Genomic DNA, 26,065 nt, shown 5'->3' with positions numbered 1-26,065 from the left:
ACGGTCATCTATTACTTCAAGTACAACCTGGACCGCTCGGACTTACTGGCGCTTGTCGGTCTGCTCGGAATCCTGTCAGGTCTTCCTATGCTCCTGGCCTTGCCGACACTTGAGAAACATTTCAAGAAACGCAGCCTGATGTTCTTCAGTGTCGCGCTCTATGTAGCAGGCGACTTACTGATCTACTTCGGCCAGTCCTCGATCTTCTGCCTACTGGCCGGTCTCGTCATCACGGGCCTCGGCATCTACGGCATCTTCGGCGTCACCTTCGCGATGCAGCCGGATGTCATCGATTACTCGGAGTACAAGAAGAACCGCAGCGTTGCGGGCCTGATTGCAGCCTTCCAGGGCTTCTTCGTCAAAGGCGGCATGGGCCTGACGAGCTTTGTCGTCGGCCTGTTCCTGAACATGGGTGGATACGTCCCGAACGCCGTACAGACTGCCTCAGCACTTTCCGCCATCGAAGACTGCTTCATCTGGATCCCGATCCTGCTCTGCGCCATCATCGCGGCCCTTATCTACTTCTACAAGCTGGACAATATCCGCACCGATATGACGGCAGAACTCGATCTGCGCCGCCAGATCCTGGCAGGACAGCACGAGATGCCCGACATCGTGCAGGCCATCCCGCAGTATGATCCCAAAGCCAAGCAGTGAGAAGAGGAGGATTTGCTATGGCAAAGACACTGATTACGATTTCCAGGCAATTTGGCAGCGGTGGACGAGAAATCGCCGAGATCCTGACCAAGAAGCTGCACTGCCACCATTTCAACAGCAAGATCGTCGAGATGGCTGCAGAGAATCTGCACAACGGTGTGGATATCGAAGAGGCAATCGCGCGCTCATACCACACGCCGGAAGAAGCCCAAGGCAATCTCGATAAGTACGAAGGCTTTGAGCGGATGGTGGAGAACAACCGCATGTATGTGGAACAGGCGAAAGTCATCCTCAATGTGGCAGACCGTCCGGAGAGTGCCATCTTTCTCGGCCGCTGCGCCGATTACATCCTGCGCAACCGGCCGGACGTGTTCTCCTTCTTCATCTATGCCGACGATGATTTCCGCATCGCACGCGGAAAAACGAAATACCACGGCATGAGCCTGAAGGAGCTGAATCACGAAGAGAACCGCCGCAAGCAGTATTATGAGTTCTACACCGGGCAGCGCTGGGGCGAGCCGACGAACTACGACATGATGATCAACACGAGCAATATTTCCCTGGAAACGGCCGCGAATACGATTCTTGCGTATATCCAATGCTGCCAGAATGAAGGACGACCGCTCTCTTTCAGATAACGATTGCAGAAAGCAGGGCTGGACTACTTCGAACACCCGCAAACAAAAAAATCGAGGAACACATTGTTCCTCGATTTTTTATTGGCCGTGACGCAAGCGCTCCAGTGCCAGGCGGTAGATGTAGCTGGCATTCCTGCCTGTGGTCTTGTGGTGGGCAAGGTCGGCAGCGTGGACGATGCTGTACTGGAAGTTGACGGTGACAGGATTGCCGTCAATCTGGTGGATGGCCTGCAGGTGGCTCTGTATGGTGTGCGCGAGAAGTTCCGAATCCATGGCATCCTTCTGGCTGTTCTCGCGGCGCAGGATGGCAAACATCGCGTGCTGGACGCGCGCGATGACGGAGTCCTTCCCGACGAGGTCGCGCAGGATGGATGCCTCTTTGCGGATGAGCGCGCGCAGCAGAGGCGAGCCGTATGACCGCTGGATCCGCTCATCGAAGCGGCTCTCCAGGAGGATGAGGGTATAGGGCTGATTATCGATGGCATACGCCTCCTGATACTGGAGCAGGTCGCCGAGGAAGCCCTGGCGGTTGTGCAGGCCTGTGATCGGGTCTTCGTAGGGCGAGGGGAGGTTCTGGTGGAGTTTGCGGTACATGTCATCGGCCTCAAAGAAGATACCCATGAGGCCGATGATCACGCCATCCCGGTAGAGCGGCCACTTGTAGCAGGTGATGTGGCGCAGGACGCCGTGAATGATGCAGTCGCCCGCGACGTTCTCGATGACACGGCCCTTCTGGATGACCTCGAGCTCATCGAGGCGGTACGAATTGTTGTCGAGATGCCAGTTCATATCCTCATCCGTCTTGCCGAGGATCTCCTGATCCGTGCGAAAGCCGTAGAACTTCAAAAAGGCATCCGTCGCGCCGAGGAAGCGGCGCTCGCGGTCCTTCCAGAAATAACAGAACTTCGTATGGTGCACGAAGCTCTGCCAGAGCAAGGCGTCAAGAGAAGGATGATGCGCCTCATGGCTGCCGGAAGGGGCGATCGGCGCGTGGATGCTCTTGGTCGCCGTCAGCAGGAGCGGCGCCTCTTCTTCCCTCCCGTTGTTGAGCAGGATGACGACGCATTCCTGCCAGACATAATTGCCCTGTTTGTCACGCATGCGGAAGCAGTGCTCCAGTCGCCCGTAGGGGCTCTTCTGGATGCGCTCTACGATCGTATCGGGATTGAAGAAGGCCAGATAGCCCTCCTGGTCCTCTTCGTAGATGTACGCACGGCTGACACTCTGCAAGATTTCGTGGAAATCGCCTGTCTGCGCAGCCTGTTCCAATTGGAACAGAGAATCGTGAACGTAGAGGGGTTCGACCTTATGGTGCTTGAGATCCACGAGGTTGATGTACTCGAACATGGTGTAGAGATAGCGCAGGTTGTCGTCGAGCTTGCCCCGCTGCAGATTCGCGGCGCTCTTCGAGATGTTCTCCAGCTCGGAGTGGATGAGCACATGCTGGTTCATCTCACAGACGATGCGCAGGCGGATGTTGACGTAGTCCCCGTTCTCGACGTAGCAGAACGATTCGGGCCTGCCGCTCTGGCGTGACTGGTCGATGAACTCCCGAAACGTGTGGGCAAAGTCGGACGGTTGAACATATCTTCGACATCCTGGCAGGAATAGCCCAGTGCGTGGAGCTGCTGCCGGTAGGGCTTGTTGACGTAAAGGAAATGGAGATACCCGTCCTTGTGCAGGTCAAAGAGCGCACTCGTCCGGTCGGTCTGCCGGATGGCCATGCTGGCCGTATCATAATAGTGGCACCACTTGCGCGGTTCAGTGCGGCGGGCGTCGGCCTCTATGTGGGCCAGCGTGCCGACTAGCGGCTGCGGTTTGCCGTAGAGATAGCCCTGCTGGCGGCCGCAGCCGATCGAGGCAAGGAATTCGGCATGCTCCTGTGTCTCGACGCCTTCGGCAAGCGTCTTGATGCCGAGCTCCTTGGCCATGTCGATGACCGAGCAGATGATGTCGCGCGACTTCTCCGTGAAGCTGCGCAAGAAGCCCATGTCGAGCTTGATGAGGTCGACCGTGTAGTCTTTAAGGATGTTCAGCGAGGAATAGCCGCTGCCAAAATCGTCGAGCCAGATCTCATAGCCCTCGTTCCGCAGGCGGTCGACGGCCTGGTGGACGGCGTCGTCATTCTCGGCGAGCGCGCTCTCCGTGATCTCGACATGCAGGTAGTCGCGCGGAATCTGATATTTGATGCGCGTCTTTTCGACGAGAGAGAAGATGTCGACGGCGCTGAAGTCATAACGCGACAGATTGAATGAGACGGGTGTGACCGGCAGATCGTGGTTGAAGCGCTGGCGCAGCATGCGGCAGACCTCCTCGAGCACATAGGCGTCGAGCTGGTGGATCAGGCGCACCTGTTCCAGGACCGGGATGAAGGACGCCGGGGAGAGAAAGCCAATCTGCGGATCGACCCAGCGAGCCAGGGCCTCCATGCCGCAGAGCTCGCCCGTCAATGTGCGGATGACCGGCTGATAGTAGACCTGGATCCAGTGGTTGTCGATGGCCTCTTGGAGATGGCCGACAATATAGTCGCGGATATCGCGGTCGATGACCTGCCCTGGCTGCGGGACGTCGATCTCCTGCAACGTGCAGTAGAGCACATTGCCATACGCCTGCGTATGGACGAGATGCCCCGCGAAATCCGCATAGCGGATGCGGCTCGTGCGCGTGAAGAGATGCCCCTGGATGTGCGAGAAGCGGCCGTGTCGCTCCAGGAGCGCATGGCTGACCTCCTGCTCGACGCGAGCGCGGTCGTCCAGCGCAATGAAGTTCGGCGCTTTTCCTTCGATATGGCGGTAGAGCTCTTCGTAGCTGCGGCAGTCATACACCCGCATCATCTCATCATTGGCGTAAAGCAGCTCATACGGCTTTTCTGCTCGTGCGATGAAAAAACAACAAGGCAGATTCTCCGCAATGCCGGGGAATCCGCTCAGATCTTTCCGTTCATAATCCATCATGCATTCCTCTTGCTGAACATAGGTGATTCACCAGACAATGTCATTGTCTATTATGACGTCTATTATAGCAACTCTCTCTTAGAGAACCAAGATAAGCCCTCCTCTTTTCGCCACCCAGATGAATCAGAAAATGCGGCATTCTCATCACAAAAAATGATTCCTGCCAGCGCATGGAGCAGGCAGAAATCATCTTGTTGCCGGGACGGTCATGCCTTGTGGCGCAGCCGCTCGCTGGCGAGGCGGTAGATGTAGCTGACATTGCCGTCGGCGGTCTTGTGGATGGCAGGATCGGTCGCGTGGACGATGCTGTAGCGGAAGGTGATGGTGACAGGATTGCCGTCAAGCTGGTGGATGGACTGCAGGCGCTGCTGGAGGTCGCGCGCGATGGCCTCGGAGGCGGTGCAGTCCTCAGAGCTTGTCTCGCGGCGCAGGATGGCGAAAGTCGTGTGCCGGAGGCGCGAGATGACGGTATCCTTTCCCGCATGTGTGCGCAGGATGTCCGCCTCCTGGCGGATGAGCGCGCGCAGGAAGGAAGGGCCATACGTCTTCTGGATCTGCTCGTCGAAGCAGCTCTCTAGGAGGATCAGCGCGTAGGGCTGCTGGTCGACCGCATACGCTTCCTGGTAGCTGATCAGATCGCCGAGAAAGCCCTGGCGGTTGTGCAGCCCTGTGACAGGATCCTCATAGGGAGAGACGAGGCTCTGGTTGATCTTGCTAGAGAGATCCTCCGCCTCGAAAAAGACGCCCAAGAGGCCGATGATCTCGCCCTCGCGGTAGAGGGGCCACTTGTAGCAGGTGATGTGGCGCAGGACGCCCCGGATGATGCACGTTCCCTTCACATTCTCGACAGGCTTGCCCGTTTGCAGGAGCGCGATCTCGTCGAGGCGGTAGGTGTCGTTGTCGAGATGCCAGTTCATCTCCTCGTCCGTCTTGCCGAGGATATCGGCCTCGGAGTTGAAGCCGTAGAACTTCAGGAATGCCTTTGTCGCGCCGAGGAAGCGGAGGTCCTTGTCTTTCCAGAAGTAGCAGAACCGCGTGTGATGCATGAGACTCTGCCAGAGCAGGGTGTCGAGCGTGCTCTGCTCTGGTGTGCGGGACTCCGTCAGGAGGACTTGCTCTTCGATGGTCTTTTCGGCCGTCAGCATGAGTGGGGTATGACCGCTTCTTTCCGTCAGGCCTTTCTGGAGCAGGACAGCCACGCACTCCCGCCAGTGGTAATTGCCGTGCGGATCGCGCACGCGGCAACAATGTGCGATGCGGCTGTAGCGGCTCTTCTGGATGCGCGCGACGGCGGTGTCCGGATTGCAGAAATCCAGATAGCCCTGCCGGTCGGGTTCGTAGACATATTCCTGGGCGAACGACTGCAGATACCTGCGGATGCCGTGGACCGTCTCACGCGTAGGCGCATCGTGGACGTATATCGGCTCAATCGTATCACGCTGGAAATCGACGAGAGAGATGTTCTCGAACATCGTGTAGAGATAGCGCAGGTTGTTGTCGAGCTTGACGAGCTGCTCGCCCGCATCGCTCCGGGAGATGTTCTCGAATCCCGTGTGGATGAGGAGATGATGGTTCATCTCGCAGATGACGCGCAGGCGGATGCGGATGTAGTCCCCGCCGTCAATGTAACAGAACGACTCCGGTGAGCCGGACTGGAGCGAGCGGCTGACATAGTGCCGGAACGTGGCAGAGATCTCGGGACGTGCCTTATGATTGAGAAATCCCTCGACATCCCGGCAGCGATAGCCGAGTGCATGGAGCTGTTCCCGGTAAACCCGGTTGGTGTAGAGGTAGTGGAGATATCCGTCCTCATGCAGGTCGAAGAGTGAACTCGCCTGGTTCGTCTCGCGGATGGCCATGCTTGCGACATCGTAATAGTGGCACCACTTGCGCAGCTCGATCTCCCGCCCCTCTGCCTCGATATGCGCGAGCGTTCCCACGAGCGGCTGCGGCTTGCCGTAGTAGTAGCCCTGCTGTCGCCCGCAGCCAATCGAAGCGAGGAACTCAGCATGCTCCTGCGTCTCGACGCCCTCGGCAAGTGTCTTGATGCCGAGTTCCTTGGCCATGTCGATGACCGAGCGGATGATGTCGCGCGACTTCTCCGTGAAGCTGCGCAAAAAGCCCATGTCGAGCTTGATGAGGTCGACCGTGTAGTCCTTGAGGATGTTCAGCGAAGAGTAGCCGCTGCCGAAATCGTCGAGCCAGATCTCATAGCCCTCGTCCCGCAGGCGGTCGACAGCCCGGTGGACGGCGTCGTCATTCTCGGCGAGCGCGCTCTCCGTGATCTCGACATGCAGGGCATCACGCGGAATCTGGTACGCGGCGCGCGTCTTTTCTACAAGGTGAAAGACATCGACCATATCGAAATCGTAGCGTGAGAGATTGAACGAGACCGGTGTGATCGGCAGGTCGTGGTTGAGCCGCTGGCGCAGCATGTGGCAGACCTCCTCGAGCACATAGGCGTCGAGCTGGTGGATCAGGCGCACCTGTTCCAAGACCGGGATGAAGGACGCCGGTGAGAGGAAGCCGATCTGCGGGTCGACCCAGCGGGCCAGGGCCTCCATGCCGCAGAGTTCCCCGGTCAGCGTGCGGATGACCGGCTGGTAGTAGACCTGGATCCAGTGATTCTCGATGGCCTCATCGAGGTGGCTGATGACATAATCGCGGATGTCGCGGTCCACCGTGACGCCCGGCAGCGGGATATCGATTTCTTGCAGCGTGCAATAACAGACCTTGCCATGCGCCTGCGTCTCGACGATGCGCCCCGAGACGTCCGCATAGCGGATGCGGCTCGTGCGCGTGAAGAGATGGCCGCGGGCATGGTCGAAGCGGTCATTTCTCTCGGCCAGTTCATGCACAATTTCCTGCTTCACGCGCGCACGGTCATCCATCGCGATGACATGGAAGGCATCGCCATCGACATGTCGGTAAAGCTCATCAAAGTCGCGGCAGTCAAACAGCCGCAGCATTTCCTCATTGGCATAGAGCAGCTCATACGGCTCCTCCGCCTGCGTGATGTAGAAACAACACGACAGGTTCTCTACCACTCCTGGGAAGTCGCCCAGGTTTTTCATTTCCTGTTTCATTATGCGTTCCTCTCACGAAAAATCATTTTGTTCTTGCTCGCGGGATTCGTCGTTCAAGGAAAACGTCCAATTCTAGACGTTTTGAGCTGTGCGCAGCTGCATCCCGTTGGTCGTGGATGGAGACTCCACCAGCAAGAGTCCCATTCCTGTAGACGATTACACGAATTATTCTTTCTACGTCTATTATACAAGTACACGCCCGAAAAGAGAAGATGTTGTTTTCAGCTGTAACCATGCGCTCTATGTCAGATTCGGATCGATAAAAAACCAGCCTCCACGGTGATGAGCGGTGAGGCTGGTTTTGTTTTGTGCTCGTATCTAGCTTTTGTTTGCAGTATCGAAAGTACGATGGCATTCATTCAAAAAGCGAGCTGCTGTTCACTGATACCGGGATCTCGCCTGCCATCATCTTTCCGAGTACGACCTGTGTCAGCAGGCGGTATTCACGATACGTCTTCTTGCGCGAGCAGGCATGTTCGCGGTTGAAGCCCCTGCGGCCTGCGAGGTAGTCGAGCTGGGAAGCATGGCGCTTCATGAAGGCGAGGAGATCGGACAGTGTCATAGCGGCGACGTACTCCTTGGCATGTTTCAGATAATAATCCGCGCGGTCCTGGTTGTCCTCTTGTTCCTTAGCCTCACGCATACGCTCCTCGAGCTGCTTATTCTCGATGCGAGCCATGCCCTTCTTTAGGGCTGTTTTCCCCTGGTGCGAGGCTCCAGCCCAGTCCTGCTTGACTGCGGTGATGAAGTAACGTCCGTAAGTATCCGGCCCCTTCTTCTTGCCCATGCGCGCATCTTTGGTGATACGATCAAAGACGAGGTGGAAGTTGCTGACGATGCAGGCTTCTGAGATTCCGTCAAAGCTGTCCTTGATGTAGCTGGGCTCAAAGCCCTCGTCACAGGCCATGCTGAAGAGGACAAGAATGCGCTCACTGAACTTTTCCCGCAGCTGTTTGACGAGTGCAGGCGCGAGATTTGGGAAGTACGTGTCTCCAATCGGCGTCTTGGTAAAGCCGAAGACGATGGTTGTGGCCTTGCGTCCTGGGCCACCGTCGTCATCGATGAAGAAGTCCTTGTACTTTGTATGGCATCGAATTTCCTCGATAGAGAGCGTGATTACTCTGCGTTTGAACTCCTTGTAAGAGGATTCTGGATAGAGTGCAATTTCCCTGCGCAAGCGGTCTACCGAGATTTCATGGATGTTCAGACGACCGAGATTGCGCAGATAGATAAAGAGGCGCATCGATACGATGGTATCTAGGGCTAAGATGTCTTCGATGTCCATCGAGATGTACGTTCCTTCGCGGAGGTTGAAGAGATACTGGTTGAGGCGCGGCGGGATGCTGACTTCGAGGATGTGCGTTTTGCGGTTGTAGGAGAGCTCTGAGATGAAATTGGCGTGGTAGATATCTTGTTCACCGCTGCCATCTTCTCTCGACCGAAGGTCTATATAGTTCTGAGAGAGCTTGGTGAAGATTTCCGCGACAATCATGCCGCGTGCCTTGGTTGCGTTGATGTTGAGCTTGTCCGCAAATCGGACGGCATCGAAGGTGTACATCGTGCCCTGCTCCGGTACATGGTGTTCATCCATGGAAGCGATGAAGAGATACCATGCCTTGAGCTGGTTCTTGCTCAGAGCGTACTTTGCCGTGGCGAATTCCTGTGCGATTGTCATCGGGCCGGTATCTTTCGGGATTAGGAATACCGAGCGATGTACCAAATCCATCTCTTCTTGTGCCGACATGTGTCGTTCTCCTCTCGTTTGCGCTTAATGTTCCCATGCTAGGAATATTATACATGGACTAGATGAGAAAAAGAAGGTGAAGCGGCAACTTTCTCCCTTTGCAATCTGCCTATATACAGTATTATAGTATATTAGTATAGTATAGTAGTGCCAAAGGTGTACCGTTTGGTCGAAGCCGCCAGACCGCATAAAACCTAGATTCTTGCGAAGATGCCAGATGGAAGAAGTCCGGAAAGGTGTACCGTTTGGTCGAAAGGTGTACCAAACGGTCGAAATGCAAAAATGCCCGCAACCCCTTGGTATTGCTGGATTCTTGGACCAAAATACAGCAATGAAAGGTGTACCGTTCGGTCGTTGCCGGAAAAAGCAAGTGCAAAAGACTATTCTGACAAATCAGCAACCCCTTGTAAATCCTCACTTTTTCCTTTGATGAAACATCAAAAATGACAATCGAAAGGTGTACCAAATGGTCGAGGATTTTAGGAAAGGTGTACCGAACGGTCGAGAAAAGGTGTACCGAATGGTCGATTTGTGCACAGGCAAACAGTAGTTATACACAGGATATCCACAAAATTATCCACAAAAGGTTCTTCGAGGGAGTGATTCTAAACTTATGAAAGAAATGCGGGTGCTATTCAAAGCCCCTGAGAACGCTGGATGGCGGGGAAAATGAACTTGTGAAAGAAATGCGGTCCCGGGCCTGAGCCCTTAGGCGTATTGGAAAGCGGCATGCATGAACCTATGAAGAAAATGTGGTTGTGCCCTAGGGAACTGGTGCCTGTAAGAGCAGCATGAATAAACCTATGAAAGAAATGCGGGTGCCGAAAGGTGTACCGAATGGTCGTGAAGGAAACGGGAAGGTATGGTGAAGGTATGGATTCGGATTTACAGGTATGGCGGCGGAATCTCTACATCTGCTGTGTGGCGTCATTCGTCGTAGCGGTGGGGATGAGTCAGATGGCGCCGATCCTGCCGCTCTACATTGAGGAACTCGGCGTAACAGGGGCGGGAGAGGTCGCGCGCTGGTCGGGTATTGTCTACGGCTGCAACTTCGTCAGCCTCGCGATTTTCTCGCCGATATGGGGGCGCCTGGCGGACCGCTATGGGCGCAAGCCGATGATCCTGCGCGCGTCGTGCTGGCTCGGCCTCATCATGATAGGAATGTCGTTTGCGCAGTCGGTCTGGCATCTCGTGGCGCTGCGCCTCCTGCAGGGATGCCTGTCGGGCTTCCAGGCGGCTGTCGTGCCGCTGCTCGCCCAGGAGACGCCGAAGGAGCACTCGGGCTGGGCCATGGGCCTGTTCTTCTCGTCACAGGTCACAGGCGCCCTGCTGGGGCCTCTGCTCGGCGGTTTCCTTGCGGAGTTCACAGGCATCCGCGCGAGTTTCCTCTGCATCGGCACGCTGTGCCTGCTCGGCTGCCTCGCCCTGACGCGCGTCCGGGAGACGCACCGTCCGGCTGTCCAGAAGGCGACAGTCGGACTGCGCGAGATGTTTGCCAAGCTTCCGCACCGCAGGGCCATCGTCGGACTCTTCCTGACGACGCTCATCATGCAGTTCTCGCTGACCTGCGTCCAGCCGATCCTGACGGTCTATGTCAAGGAACTGGCTCCGACGACCGAGCACCTTGCCGTCGTTTCAGGTGCTGTGTTCTCGAGTGCAGGCTTTGCGAGCATGCTGTTCGCCTCGCGCCTCGGGCACCTCTCCGACCGTATTGGGTCGAACCGCGTCCTGCCAGCCTGCCTGCTGCTCGCAGGCCTTGCCGCCATCCCGCAGGGCCTCGTGACCGCACCGTGGCAGCTCGCCCTGCTGCGCTTCGTGCACGGCATCGCCGTCGCAGGCCTCATGCCCTCCATCAACAACCTCATCCGACAGCTCGCTCCGGCCGCCTGCATGGGTCGCATCTACGGCTTCAATCAGTCCTTCCAATTCATCGGCATGTTTTCCGGCGCCTTCTTTGGCGGCCATCTCGTCGCCATCTTCGGACTGCGCCATATGTTCTATGTCGTCGCTGTCCTGCTGCTCGCCGACGCTCTCTGGTGCCACCGGACGGAGCGGAGCTGACACTTGCCCGCACCAAAATAACCCTGCCCCGAGAATGGGACAGGGTTATTTTTTGTATTGTCACCAGTTGCTCTCATCGATCATGAGCACATAAAAGACCTTGCCGTAGACGTCCGTCTCGACGAGGCGGCCCTTGTCGAGGATGCACTTGACCTGGCCGCTCTTCGTGATGATGCGGTAGCGAACGGCGTCGTTGCCGTCGCTGTTCGGCTGCTGGACTTGCTCCCAGATGCTCTGCTCGACGGCCTCGTATTCCTCCGGATGGACGATGCCGCGGAAGGTGCCGCCGGTGAACTGCTGGAATTCCTCGAGTGTCCGGCAGTCGAACAGCCGGATGAGCTCGTTGTTGGCAAAGAGGATTTCCTCCTTGCCCGTGGCCTTGTAGATGAGGATTGCGCCCGGGAAGTGCATGATAATGTCCTTGAGGCCGAATGCCAGCTGGCTGCGGTCCTCCTTGGCGACGCTCGGTGCATACAGTCGGACCCCGTGCTTTCCGTGAAGTTTCACGGCGTAGAGCGCCGCATCGGCGCAGCGGAAGAGGTCGGTGCGTGAGATCCCCTGCGACGGATAGGCGGCGTAGCCGATCGAGATGGTGTAGGCATGCTGCTGGTCGCCGAATGTGAACGTCAGGTCGCGCGCGCTGAACCGTTGCAGCAGGACATTGGCTTCCGATGCCGTGCAGTCCGGCAGGAAGATGCAGAACTCATCGCCGCCGTTGCGCCCGACGATGGCGGGCGCAGGGAATGCCTCGCGCAGATCATTGGCCAGACTGCGCAGTGCTTCATCTCCGGTATTGTGGCTGTAGAGATCGTTGATGCGCTTGAAATCATCGATATCGATCATGACGCCGACGGCCCCGATCTTGGAGACCTTGTCCAGATACGCATCGACAGCCGTATCGAAGCCCTGGCGGTTGTTGAGCCCCGTCAGCGCATCGGTATCGGCTAGCTGGCGCAGGTAACGGCGGCCGTCCTGCAAGTGAAGCAGGGCATGCGTCAGGAAGGTCACCAGAAATACGAGAATCAGGCCGATTGACAGGGTGATCGCGAGAGGCGGCGGCATCCGCCAGCCCCAGGCGGGGGCGACCTCCAGCTTCCACTTGCACCCGCCGTACGTGAAGACCTGCGCCTCTGTCGGCTCCGGGAGGTCATCCGAGGCCAGGATGACCTGGTACGTATCCTGCCCTGGAGAGGTCTTGGAGATGCGGTAAGCATGGTGTGTCGCCTCGAGCGACTTCACCGTCGCTTCAAAGACGTCCGGCACTTTGAGGACGGCAATCGTAAAGCCCCAGAACTCCTGCTGTCCCGCTGCGTTCTCTCGGTAGACCGGCTGGCGCATCGCAATGGCCGTGTAGTCGTCCGTCACCTGGAAGGGCCCCTGCATGGTCGCAATCCCCGTGTCACGGCTGTAGACGAGGCTTCCCAGCCGGTCTTCCAGCGAGAAGAGGTCGACCTTCCCCAGGCCCGCCGCATCTTCCGGGTAGATATCCGTCACGCGGCCCTGCGGCGCCAGCTGGATGCTGGCCACATAGGGGCGCGTCGCGAGCATCTCCTTGGCCAGCTCTTCAAAATGCTGCGGCCGCTCTCCTGTATCGGCAATCATGTAGGCCAGCGTCTCCGTTACCGAAAGGCTCGTGCCAAAGTCCTTCTCGAGCTCATCCGCGTAGATCTTGGCTGCCTGTGCGCATTCCTCCCGCTGCATGACAGACTGATTCTGCACGATGTGCCCCAGCAGCGCCAGGTATATCGTAATCCCAATCAAAAAGACAGCCGTAGTGATGATATTGCGTCTCATGCTCTCATCTCCTCCTCTGCCATGCAAAAGTCCCGTCCTTGTCCGGACCGCGTCTTGATATGCTAAATTATACGGTAAAAGAAACTTTTTTTCAATTATCGATATCGATGTGCTGGTGGCGTGTCTGGTGGTGCTGGATCTTTTCCTGGTACATGTGGCGGTCGGCCGTGGCCAGGATGGTGTCGATGTTGTCGATGGGGGTGGTGGCGAGGGCGTAGCCGAGGGCGATGCTGATGCCTGCGGTGCGGAAGCGGTCGTGGAGCTGGGCGCAGATGGCACCGGCCTGCGCACTGTCTTGGATTTCTTCTACCATGAGGAATTCGTCGCCTCCCATGCGGAAGACGGCGTCTGTGGGGCAGGCGGATTCCAGGAGGCTGGCAGCGGCCTTGATGAGCGTGTCACCGGCTTCGTGCCCAAGGCGGTCATTCGTCTCCTTGAGGCCGTTGAGATCTCCGAAGAAGAAGGCATACTGGCGGTTGTCGGGCAGATTTTGAAGATAGTCGAGCAGGCCGCGGCGGTTCATGATGGCTGTCAGCGGGTCAATCTTGCCCAGGCGGTCGATGTGCCGGATCAGGTTGCGGTTGCGCAGCAGGATGGAGAAGAAGCGCGCGAGTGCCTGCAAGAGCGGGAGCGCTTTTTCCATCTGTTCGGGCGCGGGATTGATGACCTCGAGGTAGCCGTAGGCGCGGTCGTCGAGGCGCAGGCGCACGAAGATCAGGCGCTGGAGGTTCGGCAGGCGCGGCGCGTAGCCGTTGTCGCGGCAGAAGGCTTCGACGTCGTCGATGGTGAAGACGGGCTCTTTAAGGAAGTGCTCGTAGAGCGAATGAATCTCCTCGCGCGGGAAGGGCTGGATCTCGCGCGAGAGTGGCAGGGCATCCTGTGCATCCCAGAAGTGGGAGCAGCGCAGCATCGTCGCCGTTTCTTCGGCGATGAGGAGATGATCGGCTGAGAGCAGGTGCCCGAGGCGGTTCATCATCTTGCGGATGCCGCTCTCCGGGTCGATCTCGTACATGCCTGCGCGGATGATGTCGTTTATGGAGAGCTCCTGATAGAGGACCTTGTCGTGCGCGGCATGGCGCTGCTGGTATTTGTCGAGGTTGATGGCCATGCAGAAATGGCAGGACTTGCCGTTCCACGGGACGAGCGTGTGGCAGAGCAGGAGATTGGCGTTCATGGTATCGTTGTGGTAGATGTGGACCTGGCAGACGTTGTGCCGGAGCTTGCTCTCGTTGCAGTTATCGCACGGGGCGTTCGCTCCCATCAGGAGGCGGTAGCAGGTCTTCCCGGCAAGCGGCTCATCGTAGGTCAGGCCGAGCTCTCTGCGCTGGGCCTGGTTCAGGTAGAGGAGCTCGTGTGTCGCGGGGTCGGAGATAATCACGCCGAAGGGCAGCGTATCGAAGAGATCCCGTGAGAATAGGAGGTTGTCGTTGCTGTAGGGGGTCAGCCCGTAGCGCTTTTCTTCGGCGCGCTGCAGGCGCTGGATCAGCAGGCGCATGAGGCTGTCGAGGCTGCGCACCTCGGCGCCGTGCGCCTTGGCGTAGTGCATGTAGAGCGTGCAGGGATGGCCGTCGACCTCGCGGATCGCATGGACTTCCTGTGTAATCCTGAGTGCGGCTTCCTGCAGGCCGTTGTCCTGTGCATTCTTGGACAAGATGATGAAACAGCAGCTGCCGACGCGGGCGATGCTGCAGGCGGCAGGCAGGTCCTTGTGCAGTAGTGCGACAATCTTCTGCAGCAGGTGGCGCCGGAAATCCTTGCCGTACTTCATGCCGATGCCATCGAACTCGGGCACGTCGAGCAGCGTGGCCGTGTAGTCGTTGCCGTGCAGGCGGTACTCGTCGGCGTACAGCAGAGCATCGCGCAGCATGCCGCAGTAGCTCAGCAGGTGTGTTTCCTCGTCGATGAGGCCGAGTGCGGCGTCCTGCTCCCGGCGCGCCGGTGCATCCACGAGGGTGCTCAGCTTGATGAAGATGCCGATGACCTGGCCGTCCTGACGGATGGGAAATTTTGCCGCGCGGATTTCCTGGAGGCGGTGTCCAATATCAATCTGCTCGCGCACGCCCAGTAGAGGGGTGCCAGTGCGCATGACGGTCTCTTCTGTCTCGTAGGCCTGCTCGGCGAGCAGCTGCCAGCCGAGCTCTTTGTCGGTCCGGCCGCGGATCTCGGCGATATCACGGACGCCGCGGGCCTTGAGGAAGGCGCGGCTGGCCCCACAGAAACGGTGCTGGCGGTCCTTCCAGAAGAATTCGACATCCATGTCCTCGAGCATGGTCGCAAAGGCTCCCTGGTACAGGGGGTCCTGTCCGGCGGCGAAGAAGTCTTTGGCGATGCCGTAGCTCTCGAGCATCTGGCGGATGATGACCGTGCGGTCGGGGATTTGCTCTATGAAATTCCTGTTGAAGCAGATGAGCATCTCGCGCGAGGTCGATTTGAAGAGTGCCATGCTCGTGAAGAAGATCCAGACATAGTGGCCGTCCGACATCAGGATGCGGAAGGGCGCTGTGATAAAGGACTTCGGGCTGGTCGAGGCACGCTCGTACAGGGCAGCGGGAGCCGCGAAGGCGAGGAAACGCTCGCGGTCGGCCGGATGGACGTAGCGGCTGGCGAAGCGCTGCATGGTTGCCGCTGTATCGTGGAACTGCATGCCGACGCGCGTCTCTGTCAGTGGCTCAATGATTTCAATGACGTCCTGGTCGAGGTTGATGTACCAGATGGCATCATAGGTCTGCAGCACATTGCGCACGATTGTGTCGAAGCGGTGGGAGTGGGTGTCGTCGAAGGCCTTGTCGGCACTGATGTTGGAGAGGTGCAGCTGGTGGACTGAATGGGTGCCGCGTGCGGCAAGCTCCTTGATCTTGACGCGCATGTATTGGCCGTTGTCGACATACATCATCGACTCCCACTGGCCCGTCGCCTTGCCGCGCTCGAGGAAGCGGCGGAACTTCTCGTTCATCGGGAAGTTCTTCGAGCGGAAGTTGATGTTGACGCGCTCGACGCTCGGCGTGCCGATGCTGTGCAGGGCGTCGAGGTAGAGTGCATTGGCCTGCAGCATGGTCATCTGCTCATTGTCGTCGTAGAGAATGGCGACCGGGGCCGTCTGGTTCATGTCGACGAGCCCGGCCTTGTTGAGGAGTTCGGTATCGTCGCGGATCTCCAGGTGCAGGTCGTTATCCAAGCAGTATTGTTGGAAGTCCTCGCATGGAACCGGTTTGCCATAATAGTAGCCCTGTATCTTCTCGCAGCCGATTTCCCGCAGGAAATCGCACTGATCCTTTGTCTCCGCGCCTTCAGCCAGCGTGTGGACGGAGAGGTCCTTGGCCATACTGACGAGGTACTTGAGGATCTTGCGGCTTTTCGCGGTGAAGGGATGCAGGAACTTCATATCAAACTTTATCGTATCGAAGTCGTAGTCCTTCAGGACATTGAGAGAGGAATAGCCGCTGCCGAAGTCGTCGAGCAGCACGGGATAGCCTTTTTTCTGGAACTTCTGGATCCCGTTCAGTACCGAGTCCATTCTGTCGACCAGCGCGTTTTCCGTGACCTCGATCTGGATGAGGCCGAGCGGCAGGCGGTATTCTTCGCGGATCGTCTCGGCGACGGCGAACGGGTCCTGGAGCAGGAAGTCAAGGCGTGAGAGATTGACCGAGATGGGGAGAACAGGGAGGTTCGCATCGAGCTTTTCGCGCGCCATCTTGGCAACGGTGTGGAGGATGTAGGCGTCGAGCTTGTGGATGAGATGCGCCTCCTCGAGCACGGGGATGAAGATGCCCGGCGCGATCGTGCCGTACTGCGGCGACTCCCAGCGTGCGAGTGCCTCCGCGCTGACGAGCTCGCCCGTCAGCGTGCGGACGACGGGCTGCAGGTAGACGCGGATGTAACCCTTGGCCATGGCCTGGTCCAGGTGCTCGCGCACGTAGTTCTGCATCTGGTGGCGCAGGCCGAGTTCTTCTGTGTAGACGGCCCAGTGGCGCGAAGCATCCTTCTTGATCGTGTCGCAGGCGATCTTGGCCTCGCTGTCAAAGGCGACATTGAGGTCCTTCGTTGAGGGCAGTCCCGTGAGGAAGCGGATGCCTGCCTTCAGCGCAATGTTGGGGTTCCCGATGAAGGCCAGCACGCGCTGGCAGGCCGTGTCAATACGCACCTGTACATCTGCCGTATCTGCGAGAACGGCGAAGGTATCTGATCCGAGGTGCACGACCAGCTGACAGGGGAACACCTCCTGCAGGATGTTCTCGATGTGTTGCAGGCAGAGATCCCCCCGCCGGAAGCCATGCGCGGCATTGTAGAGATGAAAATTCGTGATGTTGAAGAAGACCGGGCAGGACTTGATGTGGTGCCCCTCACGCCACTCCTGCTGCAGGTGCTCAGCCGCTGCCTGCAGGAATTCCTGCCGTCCCAGATGCGTTCGTCTCGTGTGTGTAATCATACCGTATTCCTTACTTTCCCTTGCCAGTTGTAACTCGTATCCTCATTGTAACACAAAGCCCCTGAAAAAGAACGTACTGTTATGAGAATTCGTCACTTCTGTGGTGAAAAAGTCCAGCGCTGGACTTTTTGGCGCGGAAGGTCCGACTATCAAACTGACCGTCCGCCTGCCCGACTATCCGACTGTCAGTTTGTCGGAGTCCTCCGACACATCCCTGTGCCCTCATTTTATGTTGACATATGTCAGCAAATTCGCTATACTGACAGTAGATGACATATGTCAAGAATATGGAAGGCGGATTGAGGTGAAACGTATGGGGAGAGTGACAAAGGCGCGGCGCGTCTGCGCCATGCCCTTGTATGCGCGCTTTGCGCCGCAGCCGGATGAGGCCAAGGCACCCGTGCGGATGGAGATCGAAGACTATGAGTGCATCCGCCTCATGGATTACTTGGGCATGACGCAGGAAGAATGTGCTGTGCAGATGGGGGTGGCCCGCACGACGGTGCAAGGCATCTACACGAGGGCACGGCGCCGCCTGGCAGGGGCTCTTGTCGAAGGACGCCCACTGCAAATCGCAGGCGGGAACTTCGAGCTCTGCCCGCAGCAAGGCCATGGCTGTGGTCAATCCCGCTACCTGCCGCAGCCCCATACCGCAGGGGGCGCATCGATGGATGTGCCGCCAGATCTCAGCGCAACGAAAGGAAGGATTCTTATGCGATTGGCAATCCCTTATGATAACGGTCAGGTCTTCCAGCACTTTGGCCGTAGCGAGCAGTTCAAGATCTACGAAGTGGCAGATGGCGCCATCGAATCGACGCATGTGCTGGAGAACAACGGCGAAGGCCACGGCGCACTCGTCACGCTCTTGCAGCAAGCGCATGTCGATGTCCTGATTTGCGGCGGCATCGGCGCGGGCGCACAGAACGCTCTGAAGGCAGCAGGCATCCGCTTCTACGGCGGCGTGCAGGGCGAGGCTGACAAGGCAGCAGCCGACTTCCTGGCAGACCGCCTCGCCTACGACCCCGCCGTCCGCTGCGAGCATCACGGCGAAGGGCACGGTCATGGGCATGGGCACGGCTGCCATCATCAGGCTTGAGCGAGACGCTGCGGAAGTCAGCAGCAGGCCCCACAAACGCACTGCTAGGATTTGCCTGCTGAATGCTCCGCTGATTGCCCAATCCGATGACAAGCAAAAGCCGCATAGATACAAAGATACCGGCGTATGAGCAGTACGCCGGTATCTTTGCTGTGTATTATATCGATTGTATTCTACCTCAGCGGGTCAAGTCTGGTGACTCAGTCGCTACTCAGGCGGAAGATGAGATGCTTCCGCCTGAGACGTTCACAGTCGGACTGTCGCAGGCGGTCAGAGCAGTTTCTCGATATCTGCGGCGATGGCCGACGGGACTTTCGTCGGCTCGAAGCGCTTGACGACCGTGCCGTCGCGGTCGATGAGGAACTTCGTGAAGTTCCACTTGATGCCGTCGCCTTCGAGGTACTCCGGGAAGTTCTTCTTGAGAACATCCTCGAGCACTGCGGCGTTCGGATGCTCCTTGTCGAATCCCTCGAAGCCTTTCTCCTTCGTGAGGTACTGGAAGAGCGGCTGGGCCGTCTCACCGCGGACATCGCCCTTCTCGAAGATCTGGAACGTCACGCCGTAGTTGTAGCGGCAGAACTGCTGAATCTCTTCGTTGCTGCCCGGATCCTGTGCGGCGAACTGGTTGCACGGGAAGCCGAGGATCTCGAAGCCCTTGTCCTTGTAGGCGAGGTAGAGTTTCTGCAGGTCATCGAACTGCGGCGTGAAGCCGCACTTGCTGGCCGTGTTGACGATCAGCAGGACTTTGCCCTTGTAGTCTGCCAGCGACTTTTCCTTGCCCTGGCTCGTCTTGACGGTGAAATCGTAGATGCTCATGATGATCTTCCTTTCTGTTCGGGTATTCTGGTTCTATGCACGCCGCAGAAGCGCTCGGCCTGCTGCGGGTATGTCTCATCTCTATAGCTTCATTATACATGCTCTCTTTTATTTTGTCAAATTTAATTTTGCAATACAATCATAAGCGACAGACATGATGGCCATACTGGTGTAATGTGTGTTATACTAGTACTATATCGTAGTATTAAATCAGGAGGATTGCAATGAAAGCATCATACAAGAAGATGGTCAAGATGGCGATGACGACGGTGATGGCTGGCGGCATCATGATGATGGGGCAGTCGGCCATGGCGGCACCAGCGCAGCCGCAGGTGCATGTGGATTCGGCGACGAAGGACATGCCGGGCCATGTGGCGAGCAAGGTCCTCGATGTCAAGGCGGACAAGACGGAAGTCGGACTGATCTCGAACGTCGTCTATGAGCAGGTGCCGAGCCGCGGCTATGCGAATGTGCCGATGCAGATGGACATCCTGCAGCCGAAGACGAAGGAGAAGAAGCCCGCCATCCTCTTTGTTACGGGAGGCGGCTTCATCAACGCCAACAAGGACAATGGCATCCAGCTCCGCATGCACCTGGCGGAGAACGGCTATGTCGTCGGCAGCATCAACTACCGCGTCGCGCCGACGGCGAAATTCCCGGAGCCGCTCGAGGATGTCAAGGCGGCCATTCGCTACCTCAAGGCGAATGCCGACCGCTTCGGCATCGATCCGGCGCGCGTCGGCATTGTCGGCGGCAGTGCAGGCGGCTACCTGACGGCTATGGCAGGTACGACGAGCGGCACGAAGACATTCGACAAGGGCGAGAACCTCCAGGTCACGAGTGATGTCAAGGCTGCTGTAGACCTCTACGGGCTCTCCGACCTCACGCAAGTTGGCGCCGACTTCTCCGAAGAAGTCCAGGCAAAGCACCGCTCTGCTGGCGCGACGGAAGCCCTCTGGGTCAACGGCTCGCCTGTCTTCGGCGGCCGTGACGGAGGCATCCTCGCCGACAAGCAGGCAGCCGAGGCGGCCAACCCCATCCACTACATCAGCAAGACGAGCGCCCCGATGCTCCTGATGCACGGCACGGCCGACACTGTCGTCTCCCCGAGTCAGACCGACCTGCTCTACCAGGCCCTGCAGAAAAGCGGCATCCCGAGTGAGCGCTACCTCGTCACCGGCGCCGCACACGGCGGCAAATACTGGGTCCAGGAACCCGTGCTCAAGATCATCACGGATTTTTTCGACCAGTATCTGAAAAAATGATCATTGTGAAAGGTATGATATAATAATAGCAGAAATGCCAGCAACATGGGGATTCGAGTCTACCTTGTTGCTGGCATTTTTTACGCGTTTTTATAGTTGACCGGCCTGCTCGTGCATGCGGCGCTTGTTCTCGTACATGAGGGCGTCTGTCTCGGAGAGGACGGCGTCGATGTTGGTGATGGGGCTTTTCTTGACGGCGCAGCCGAGGGCGACGCTGAGGTGGCGCTCGGCGTAGATGGCCTGGAGCTGTTGGAGGAGCGCGTCGGCTTCCTGCGCGGTCTTGTTCTCGGCGATCAGCAGGAATTCGTCGCCTCCCATGCGGAAGACGTGCTCGCGGTCTGCGGTTTCGGCGAGGACGTCAGCGGAGCGCTGGATGAGGCGGTCGCCTGCTTCATGGCCCTTTGTGTCGTTCTCTTTCTTGAGGCCGTTGATGTCCCCGAAGATGAAGGCGAGCGAGGTGCCGTCAGGAATGGTGCGGATGTAGGAGAGGAGGGCGCGGCGATTGCCGACGCCGGTGAGCTGGTCGCGGTAGCTGTAGCTCTCGAGGCGGCGTATCATGTCACGGTTGCGCAGCATGATGGCGATGACGCTCGTCAGGGAGCTCAGCAGGAAGGTGGCCGAGGCAAAGGTTTCGGAGGCCGGATTGATGACTTCAGTGAAGCCGATGGAGCGGCCCGACTGCATGAGGTGGCCGGAGACGAGGCTCGCGATGCCGCGCAGAACGGGCTGGAAGCCCGGGTGGAGCTGCACGAAGGCGTCGGTGTCGTTGAGGATCAGCATGCGGCTGTGGGCGAAGTGGTCGTAGAGCGGCTGGAGCCGCGCGCGCGGGATGTCCTGTGCGTCTTTCATGACGGACCCTGTTGTGTCGCGGCGCCATTCGTATGTCGCGCTGACGGTGTCGTTTGCGCCCTCCTCGAAGATCAGGACGCGTTCGGCCTGCAGGATCTCGCCGACTTTGGCCATGATCTTGTGGATGCCCTCTTCGGGGTCGGACTCCTGGATGCCCAGGGAGATGATGTCGTTGATGACTTCTTCGCGGCGCAGCAGGCTATTGCGCTCCTGCTCATTCCCCATCTGGCCGTGCTGCAGGTCGGTGGTGATGGAGAGGCGCGCGGTCCTGCCCTTCCACGGCACGAGGGTGTCGCGCTGCAGGACGGACCCGCTCGTGAAGCGCATGGCGTGGCGGCAGGTGCGGAAGGCATCCCGCGCCAGGATGCTGTTGGCACAGTCGGCACAGGGGGCTGCGCGCCCGGCCAGCAGCTCATAGCATTTCTTGCCCTTGTAGGCATCGGGTGTATCCGGCAGGTGCATCATGCGCAGCATGGCGTGATTGAGAAAGAGGAAGTCGTAGGTGGCGATGTCGGTAAGCGCGATGCCATCGTCTAGGCTGTCGAGCTGGCTGACGTTCAGCTCGATGATCTCGCCGTGCGGCCGCTCGAAGTGCCAGCGCTGGCTGGTGACATCGTTGAGGCGCTTAGCGAGCTGATAGAGGAGCGTGTTGAAGCCATGGGCTTCTGAACCGCGGATGGTGGAGTAGTTGAGCGTCAAGGTGCAGCTGACCCCGGCGATTGAGGTGAGGCCCTCGAGGTGCGCCTTCAGCTGTTCGATTTTTTCGGTCAGGCCGTCGAGGAAGCGTGTCTTGCCGAAGCAGATAAAGACGCCGCTACCGATGTAGGAGGCGATGCTGGAAATCGGCCCGAGCTTGAGGATGCCGTCCCGGATGGTCTTGAGGATCTCCTGCTGGACCTCGAGGCTGTATTGGTGGGCGAGCGTCTTGATCTCGGGGACCTGCAGGATGAGGGCCAGGTAATCCTCTTGGCGGTGGATGCGGTCCTCTTCTATCTCCATGCCCGCCATGATCATGCCGCGGTAGCCGAGGAGTCCCGTCACATGGTCGCGGATGCCGAGCAGCTCGAGCTGGCGCTGATCCTCCTTGTCATCTGCCGTGCGGAAGTAGCCGAAGACGCCTGTGATCTTGCCGCGCTGGTAGATGGGGAAGGAGGTCATCAGGATGCGCTTCGGGATGCCATGCACGAGGATGGTCGTAGCGTAATCCTTGCAGGTCTTTCCTTCCTGCAGGACAGCGAGTTCCGCCTGCTCCTCGTCCTCATCCTGCAGGCACCAGCCGAGCTCCGCATCCGTCTTGCCGAGGATTTCGCTGGCGTCTTTCATGCCGACGTACTCGAGGAAGGAAGGCGTGACGCCGCGGTAGCGCAGTGCGCTATCTTTCCAGTATACGGGGTCGGGCGAGAAATTCCAGACGGCGCGCCAGAGTGCGGCATCTTCGTCTGCGGGAGACGAGGGGAGCCTGTCCGGATTCAGGTCGGACAGGAACTGTGGCAGCAGGGCGTGCAGGTTCTCCTGGCGTTCCCAGATATTCTCGCGCACGCAGATCAGGATGTCCTTGGTGGCGCTCTTGTAGATGACGATGGCGTCGAAGATCATCCAGACGAAGCGCCCATTCGGCTTCCGCACGCGGAACATCTCGATGGCTTCGGAGCGGCCGGACCGCTCGGCCTGACGGCAGATTGCCTCCGGGTCGAGGAACTGGTGGAAGCGCGTGCGGTCGTCGGCGTAGATGAATTGGCGGGCATAGGCATCTCTCTTGCCTTTGAAGTCCGTGATGACATCACCGGTCTGCCAGAAGGTATTCATGCTCTCGATGATGTGGAGCGCTTTCTTTTTCCGATCCAGGAAGTAGATCTCGTCGTAGACGAGCATGAGATTGCGGAAGACGGTCTCGTACTGCTGGAATGACGTGAGGTCCTGGTCGTAGGTGATGTTTGCGAGACGTGCGAGCACGAGCGTGAAATCTGGTGTAGCGGCGAGTTTCTCGGCACTCAGGCGCAGGTACTGGCCGTTCTCGACGAAGGTCATGCGCCGCTCGCCGCTGCTGTGCACCGCGGCCGCGAGGAACGCCATGAACTTCTCGCGCATCGGATAGCTTTGCTGCTGCATGTTCGCATTGAATTCCTGAAGGCTGCTTGTGCCGGTCGTGGTGAGGACATTCTGGTAAGCCTCATTCTCGCTGAGGATGACAGCGCGGTCCTCGCGGTACTGGAAGATGGCGACCGGGGCATCGGTGATGAGGTTGACGAGCCCTGCTGCATCGAGGGCCTGCTCCTCTGGCAGGGTCTCGACCTGCCAGCCTGCCTCCTGGAATTGCTCACGCAGGAGCTCGTAGGGCATCGGACGGCTGTAGTAATAGCCCTGAATCTTCTCACAGCCGATGGCGCGCAGGAAGTCAATGTGTTCTTTTGTCTCAGCACCCTCTGCCAGCACGTGGATACCCATCTCTTTGGCCATCAGCACGATGGAGCGGATGATCTTGCGGCTGTCCTCGTTGAAGTAGCGCAGGAGTCCCTGGTCGATCTTGAGCTCGTCGAACTCGTAATTCTGCAGGACGTTGAGCGAGGAGTAGGCACTGCCGAAGTCGTCGAGCCAGACCTGATAGCCCGACTGGTGAAACTGGTGCAGCTTCTCGATGAGCAGGTGACGGTTCTTGACGAGCGCAGACTCTGTGACTTCGATGCGCAGGTAATAGCGCGGGATGTGGTATTGTTCGACGATGCGCTCGACGAAGGCGAGCGGGTCCATCAGCAGGAAATCGTAGCGCGAGAGATTCACCGAGACCGGAATCATCGGGAAGTGGTTGTCGATCTGGTAGCGCAGGAGTTTGGCGACTTCCTCGATGACGTAGCAGTCGAGGCGCGAGATCAGGCGCGATTCCTCGAGCACGGGGATGAAGCTGTCTGGCGGCAGGAGTCCTTTCTGGGGGTCAATCCAGCGTGCCAGGGCCTCACAGCCACATAGTTTGCCGGTCATGGCGCGCATGACGGGCTGGTAGTAGACCTTAATATGGCCCTCGCGGATGGCCCGGTCGAGGTTGTCGAGGATGAAAATGCGGTCGGCGATGCTCTGGCGCATGGACTCGTTGTAGAAGGCAACTGAGCGCGTCGCATCCTTCTTGATGCTGTCGGAGGCGAGCTTCGCCTGGTCGAAGTACGTCGTGATGGGACGGCGGTGTACGCTGACTGCCGTTTCAATCGACCCGATGCCAGCTTTCATCGCGATGTTGGGCATGCGGACTTCGTTGTTGACGGCCTGGCAGACTTCCTTGAGCTTGGCCTCGAGGTTGTCGCGCGGCACGAAGAGCGCGAAGTTGTCGCCTGAGAGGCGCGTGATGTATGAGGCGGGGAAGGCTCCCTTTAAGAGCTGCCCGATCTTGCGCAGCATGCGGTCGCCCTCGTAGATGCCGTGCATCTCGTTGTAGACCTTGAAATTCGTCAGGTTCAGGTAGACCGGGCAGTAGCGCACCTCGAGGTTGCCGGGCTTCATGGCCTTGCGCAGGGCGTCTACCTTCTGCTGCACGCGCTGGTAGAAGGCGTGCATGTTCAGGAGGCCCGTGACGGGGTCGAGATTACTGACGGCCAGGTTGCGCTCCTTGTTGACGAGGCTCATCATCCAGACCTTGCCGAGCTCCGGGATGTTCACCTTGTGGAACGTCCCTTCGAGGTGACGGTAGCTGCCCGTCTTTGTGTAACAGCGGAATGTCAGGAAGGTATATCCCTCATCTAAATCGCCGTGTCGGCTGTTCGTGCGCGCTTCAAGCGGGACGTAGTCCTCCGCCTCCATCAGCCCCGCAAAGCGCCCCTTTGTCAGCTGGAAGAACTCGTCCTCCGTTGCGCACTGGTAGATCCGCAGCATCTCCTCGTTGACAAAGAGAATCTGCTCTTCCGCCGTCTGCCGGATCAGGCAGACACCGCCAGCAATCAGGTCGTAGTACCGGTGCAGTCTTTTCTTGATTGGCTCCTCGTCCATGCAAAAACTCCCTTTCACGCGCCCTGACACGACAGAGCACGCGCCGTGATTTCTTGTATCCATTATACCATTTCGTTTTCAAATGAGATATCCCTGCTGGTAAAATGCGAAACTTTGTCCATTGAAAAAAGACCTGCCCAGCGGGCAAGACTGTCAACTGGAAGAAAAGAACCCCCGTCGAGCGGTGCGGATGGCACCGTGCTCGGCGGGGGTTCTTTTCGGCCGGTTATTTGAGTCCGTTGAGGATCTTGTAGAGCTCTCCTTTCAGTGCAGTGACTTCGTCCGGGGTGAAGGTTACGCCCTGGTCGGTGAGGTGGCAGCTCATCTGCTCGGGGACCTGGCGGGCCTGTTCTTTGAGGGCCTGTCCCTTCTCGGTCAGGATGGCGATGACGACGCGCTCGTCTTCGGTGCTGCGGTGGCGCTCGATGTAGCCGAAGGATTCGAGCTTCTTGAGCACGGGCGTCAGGGTGCCGGAGTCGAGGTAGAGGCGCTCGCCGAGGTCGTGGACGGAGATCTCTTTCTTTTCCCAGATGACCATCATCGTGACGTACTGGGTGTAGGTCAGGCCAATCTTCTTGAGGAAGGGGTGGTAGGCCGCAACAATCTTGCGCGCGCAGGCGTAGAGCGGGAAGCAGAGCTGCTTGTCGAGCAGCAGGAGGTCTTCTTTTTCGTTTATTTCAGTCATGGGGCTGTCCTTTCTGATGCAA

Annotated in this window: 14 protein-coding genes; 5 read left to right on the top strand and 9 right to left on the bottom strand. The window is 58.3% G+C overall.

All coding sequences use genetic code 11. The features are described 5' to 3' along the window. Together QDI87_RS11695 and QDI87_RS11690 are read left to right on the top strand one after the other, a co-directional pair. The coding region (locus QDI87_RS11695) for an MFS transporter (protein WP_278743491.1) at nucleotides 1–657 on the top strand (657 nt) is incomplete at its 5' end. Between the two features lie 17 nt (nucleotides 658–674). Beyond that, nucleotides 675–1,295 (top strand): AAA family ATPase, encoded by a 621-nt coding sequence (locus QDI87_RS11690; RefSeq protein WP_036377491.1) that lies wholly within the window; start codon nucleotides 675–677, stop codon nucleotides 1,293–1,295. 78 nt (nucleotides 1,296–1,373) lie between these two features. Here the strand turns inward: QDI87_RS11690 and QDI87_RS11685 are convergent, their stop codons facing one another. The 4 genes from QDI87_RS11685 to QDI87_RS11670 all read right to left on the bottom strand — a co-directional run bounded on the left by QDI87_RS11685 (nucleotide 1,374) and on the right by QDI87_RS11670 (nucleotide 9,079). Beyond that, nucleotides 1,374–2,735, bottom strand: a complete 1,362-nt coding sequence (locus tag QDI87_RS11685; protein WP_216597387.1) for a diguanylate cyclase domain-containing protein — start codon at nucleotides 2,733–2,735, stop codon at nucleotides 1,374–1,376. An 8-nt stretch (nucleotides 2,736–2,743) separates the two neighbouring features. Further along, nucleotides 2,744–4,249 carry an EAL domain-containing protein gene (locus QDI87_RS11680; RefSeq protein ID WP_255240938.1) on the bottom strand — a complete coding sequence of 502 codons (1,506 nt, stop codon included), beginning with the start codon at nucleotides 4,247–4,249 and terminating at the stop codon, nucleotides 2,744–2,746. A gap of 206 nt (nucleotides 4,250–4,455) precedes the next feature. After that, complete coding sequence (locus QDI87_RS11675; protein WP_036377493.1) at nucleotides 4,456–7,335, bottom strand: EAL domain-containing protein; 2,880 nt, start codon at nucleotides 7,333–7,335, stop codon at nucleotides 4,456–4,458. Between the two features lie 355 nt (nucleotides 7,336–7,690). Further along, nucleotides 7,691–9,079: a replication initiation protein gene (locus tag QDI87_RS11670; protein WP_278743488.1), complete on the bottom strand. Its 1,389-nt coding sequence runs from the start codon at nucleotides 9,077–9,079 to the stop codon at nucleotides 7,691–7,693. 873 nt (nucleotides 9,080–9,952) lie between these two features. On the opposite strand from QDI87_RS11670, the gene QDI87_RS11665 reads away from it, so the two are divergent. Beyond that, nucleotides 9,953–11,140: an MFS transporter gene (locus QDI87_RS11665; RefSeq protein ID WP_036377499.1), complete on the top strand. Its 1,188-nt coding sequence runs from the start codon at nucleotides 9,953–9,955 to the stop codon at nucleotides 11,138–11,140. Between the two features lie 60 nt (nucleotides 11,141–11,200). On the opposite strand, the gene QDI87_RS11660 is transcribed toward QDI87_RS11665, so the two are convergent. After that, nucleotides 11,201–12,934, bottom strand: coding sequence for a sensor domain-containing diguanylate cyclase (locus tag QDI87_RS11660; protein WP_051652241.1), 1,734 nt, complete (start codon nucleotides 12,932–12,934; stop codon nucleotides 11,201–11,203). Nucleotides 12,935–13,025: 91 nt separating this feature from the next. Beyond that, nucleotides 13,026–17,360 (bottom strand): EAL domain-containing protein, encoded by a 4,335-nt coding sequence (locus QDI87_RS11655; protein WP_278743487.1) that lies wholly within the window; start codon nucleotides 17,358–17,360, stop codon nucleotides 13,026–13,028. Nucleotides 17,361–17,673: 313 nt separating this feature from the next. Between QDI87_RS11655 and QDI87_RS11650 the strand changes: the two genes are divergently transcribed. Then, nucleotides 17,674–18,456 carry a NifB/NifX family molybdenum-iron cluster-binding protein gene (locus QDI87_RS11650; RefSeq protein ID WP_036377501.1) on the top strand — a complete coding sequence of 261 codons (783 nt, stop codon included), beginning with the start codon at nucleotides 17,674–17,676 and terminating at the stop codon, nucleotides 18,454–18,456. Between the two features lie 270 nt (nucleotides 18,457–18,726). Here QDI87_RS11650 and QDI87_RS11645 read toward each other — a convergent pair whose 3' ends face one another. Next, nucleotides 18,727–19,272, bottom strand: coding sequence for a glutathione peroxidase (locus QDI87_RS11645; protein WP_036377504.1), 546 nt, complete (start codon nucleotides 19,270–19,272; stop codon nucleotides 18,727–18,729). 224 nt (nucleotides 19,273–19,496) lie between these two features. Between QDI87_RS11645 and QDI87_RS11640 the strand changes: the two genes are divergently transcribed. After that, nucleotides 19,497–20,537: an alpha/beta hydrolase gene (locus tag QDI87_RS11640; RefSeq protein WP_081828457.1), complete on the top strand. Its 1,041-nt coding sequence runs from the start codon at nucleotides 19,497–19,499 to the stop codon at nucleotides 20,535–20,537. 90 nt (nucleotides 20,538–20,627) lie between these two features. On the opposite strand, the gene QDI87_RS11635 is transcribed toward QDI87_RS11640, so the two are convergent. Both QDI87_RS11635 and QDI87_RS11630 read right to left on the bottom strand, forming a co-directional pair. Then, the gene (locus tag QDI87_RS11635; RefSeq protein ID WP_051652243.1) at nucleotides 20,628–25,358 is read right to left on the bottom strand and encodes an EAL domain-containing protein; all 4,731 of its coding nucleotides are present in this window, start codon (nucleotides 25,356–25,358) and stop codon (nucleotides 20,628–20,630) included. A gap of 226 nt (nucleotides 25,359–25,584) precedes the next feature. Continuing rightward, on the bottom strand, nucleotides 25,585–26,043 hold the full coding sequence (locus QDI87_RS11630; protein ID WP_036377507.1) for a MarR family winged helix-turn-helix transcriptional regulator: 459 nt from the start codon (nucleotides 26,041–26,043) through the stop codon (nucleotides 25,585–25,587). Nucleotides 26,044–26,065 lie beyond the last annotated feature (22 nt).

Source organism: Mitsuokella jalaludinii (genome assembly GCF_928722185.1).
In the GTDB taxonomy this organism is placed as follows: domain Bacteria; phylum Bacillota; class Negativicutes; order Selenomonadales; family Selenomonadaceae; genus Mitsuokella; species Mitsuokella jalaludinii.
This window is presented reverse-complemented; position numbering and strand designations above follow the sequence as displayed.